This is a genomic window from Vibrio sp. 10N.286.46.A8 (genome assembly GCF_041470165.1).
Taxonomy (GTDB): Bacteria; Pseudomonadota; Gammaproteobacteria; order Enterobacterales; family Vibrionaceae; genus Vibrio; species Vibrio tasmaniensis_A.
In genome coordinates this window covers 1-3,175 of the sequence record NZ_JBFRLX010000267.1, presented here as the reverse complement: position 1 = coordinate 3,175, position 3,175 = coordinate 1, and the positions used below count along the sequence as shown (strand labels likewise).

Sequence of the window (3,175 nt, the reverse complement as noted above, 5' to 3'; positions counted from 1 at the left end):
TTATTAAAGAGTTGAGTGGAACGGGCATTACTCAAGTGGTTGTGACACATGAAGTTGATTTCGCGAAGAAGATTGCTAGCCACGTTCTGTATCTAGAAAAAGGGTACATCGTTGAACACGGCACCAGCGATTCATTCGTTAACCCGCAGACACCCGAGTTTGCCGAGTATCTTACGCATTAAACCTAAGTTGACTCACTAGATTTAGCTAAACACAACATCGATTAAAACAATCAAATTATAGAAATGGCCACAGGTCAAAATCACACAGATTCGGAGTAACAAAATGAAAAAGATTCTACTAGCTTCACTTATCGGCCTTTCTTCTGCAGGCATGGCTGTTAATGCATCGGCACAAGACGAAATCAAATTCGCAATGGAAGCGACTTACGCACCATTCGAATACATGGACGAGAACAACCAAATCCAAGGTTTTGACGTAGACCTAGCAAACGCACTTTGTGAAGAGATGAAAGCAACTTGTACTTTTCACAACCAAGCGTTCGATAGCTTGATCCCAGCACTTAAATTCAAACGTTACGATGCCGCTATTTCGGCAATGGACATCACTGAAGCGCGTCTTAAACAAGTAAACTTCTCTAATGCTTACTACGACAACTCGGCAGCATTCATCTCTATTGAAGGTAAAGTAGCAGACCAAGCAGCACTAGAAGGTAAGCGTGTTGGCGTTCAAAACGGTTCAACTCATCAAAGCTTCCTACTTGAGCAAATGGCTGGCGTAACAGCGGTACCTTACTCAAGCTACCAAGATGCATTCATCGACATGAAAAACGGTCGTATCGATTCAGTATTTGGTGACACAGCGGTAGTAGCTGAATGGTTCAAAAAGCAAGACAACCTAACGTATGTTGGCGACCAAGTAACAAACCAAGAGTACTTCGGTAACGGCTTTGGTATCGCAGTAAACAAGAGTAACCAAGAACTTGTAGACCAGCTTAACGTTGCACTTGCAGCAGTGAAAGCGAACGGCGAATACGACAAGATCTTTAACAAGTACTTCGGTAAGTAATTTATGGAATTAACGGGCTACTCTTTAGGGCTCGTCGAAGCAAGCTGGATGACAGTTCAGCTTGCGTTCGTAAGCCTATTGGTTGGATTGGTTCTAGCAGTTTTGTTTGCAAGTGGTGAGATGTCTCGTCGTATTGCAATCAAATGGCCAACGACTGCATTTGTGACGATTGTTCGTGGTTTACCAGAAATTCTGGTCGTACTGTTTATCTACTTTGGTTCGACACAAGTTCTGTTCATGATCACTGGCGACTTCATAGAAGTGAGCCCGTTCTTATCAGGTGTTGTTGCACTGTCACTTATTTTTGCTTCTTACGCTTCGCAAACTATTCGTGGTGCGTTGAAAGCAGTAAGCAAAGGGCAGAGAGAAGCAGCAAGTGCGCTTGGTATTTCACAATCTCGTGCTTTCTTCAGAGTCGTATTGCCACAAGCAGTGAGACACGCGCTACCAGGGTTAACCAACCAATGGTTAGTGTTATTGAAAGACACCGCATTAGTATCGCTGATTGGCGTAACGGATTTGTTGAAACAAGCACAACTAACATCAGCGGCAACGCACGAAGCATTTACTTGGTACGCGACAGCAGCAGCAATCTACTTGGTCATCACTTTAATCACACAAAGATTGGTAAAAGTGATTGATGGTAAGTTCTCTATTCAAGGTTTGGGTAACAAAGGGGCAATGGCATGAATCAACAATACCTCTCTCAAATGCTTGAGGGCTTAGCGACCAGTCTGCAACTCACAGGCGCTTCATTGCTTGTTGGTTGTATCTTGTCATTGCTGATGACGGTAACGCTAATCCTAAGAATACCGGCGATTCACTGGTTAACTCGTGGCATCATTACGCTGTTTACCGGCACACCATTGTTGGTTCAGATTTTTTTGGTGTATTACGGCCCGGGTCAATTCGATTGGATTCGTGAAAGCTTCCTATGGACATGGCTTAGCCAACCTTGGTTCTGCGCAATGTTAGCACTCGCACTGAACACCGCGGCATACAGCACGCTACTGTTCAGAGGTGCATTTAACGCGATTCCAGCAGGGCAGTGGGAAGCATGTCGCGCATTAGGCATGGACAAAATCGCGACGCTTAAAGTGTTACTGCCATACGCACTACGTCGCGCTGTTCCAGCTTACTCGAACGAAGTGATTCTAGTGTTCAAAGGCACGTCACTGGCAAGCACCATCACCATCATGGATTTGATGGGCTACGCTCAGCGTATCAACGGCCAAACCTACGACACGCTCACAGTGTTCGGCATTGCTGGCGCATTCTACCTAGCAGTGAATGGTGTATTAACGCTGATCTTCCGTCAGGTAGAGAAGAAGGCCCTCGCATTCGAAGCTGCGTAAGCTAGCCACTCAAAAGCTTAACTAACGTATAAAGCCTGCCATTAATGTTTGCATAAATGGCAGGCTTTTTTGTGTTTGGGTATGTGCGGAGTGCTGTGATTACATACAGTGCGGGCGAGTTTTAGCTAAAATCATACTATATAGAAATATTCTGCATTTTGTCATTCAATGAGTTTATCTATGTTTTAAGTCACTGAAATACAGTAATTAATCATGGTAGAGTGCCGTGCATATGAAACTAGATAGAAAAATTCTATATTTAAATGCAGAATTTTTCTGTCTAAGAGCTGTTAACTCTCTTAGGGTATCAATTTGAACAGTAGCAATATATTAGCGCTTGTAATGAAAGAATTAGAGATTGATGATTTAGAAGTATTGTCTGAATTGTTTGGTCTTAAAGTTGGCACCTTCAAAAAGATTCTTAAGGGTGACTCTGAATTTAAAGACAAGCAAATTGTATCAATGATAAAAAATGCAATGAAAAATCATTCTGAAGATACTCTTGTTAACTCTATAAAACCATTAGTTGAGTTTTTTGAAATAACTCATGCAGAATCAAAAAGAGGTGCATCTTGGGAAATCATACCGACTACTAGAGGCGGGGAAACTAGGTTTGATCAAATTCGAAATAAATTGGAGACAACTCAAGGTATCTACTTTTTTTATGATTCAGCTGGCAAGGTTATATATGCAGGAAAAACTGAAACACAAGGCCTTTGGCTCGAAATGAAAAATGCATTTAATAGAGATCGTGCCTCTCAGAATGTTTACTTAGCATCACATCCTAATAG

General features: G+C 42.3%; 4 protein-coding genes and 1 pseudogene. All 5 read left to right on the top strand.

The window, feature by feature from the left end:
* Window positions 1-182, top strand: a pseudogene (locus AB4232_RS21050) (arginine ABC transporter ATP-binding protein ArtP); the annotation flags it as partial.
* Between the two features lie 103 nt (window positions 183-285).
* Complete coding sequence (locus AB4232_RS21045) at window positions 286-1,029, top strand: lysine/arginine/ornithine ABC transporter substrate-binding protein (protein ID WP_009846802.1); 744 nt, start codon at window positions 286-288, stop codon at window positions 1,027-1,029.
* Window positions 1,030-1,032: 3 nt separating this feature from the next.
* Window positions 1,033-1,719 (top strand): arginine ABC transporter permease ArtQ, encoded by a 687-nt coding sequence (artQ, locus tag AB4232_RS21040; RefSeq protein WP_009846801.1) that lies wholly within the window; start codon window positions 1,033-1,035, stop codon window positions 1,717-1,719.
* Entirely contained in the window at window positions 1,716-2,384 is a 669-nt protein-coding gene (gene artM / locus AB4232_RS21035) for an arginine ABC transporter permease ArtM (protein WP_010441034.1), read from the top strand. Before artQ ends, artM begins: the two co-directional genes overlap by 4 nt.
* A gap of 342 nt (window positions 2,385-2,726) precedes the next feature.
* On the top strand, window positions 2,727-3,175 hold a 449-nt coding region (locus tag AB4232_RS21030; protein ID WP_372087938.1), incomplete at its 3' end, for a hypothetical protein.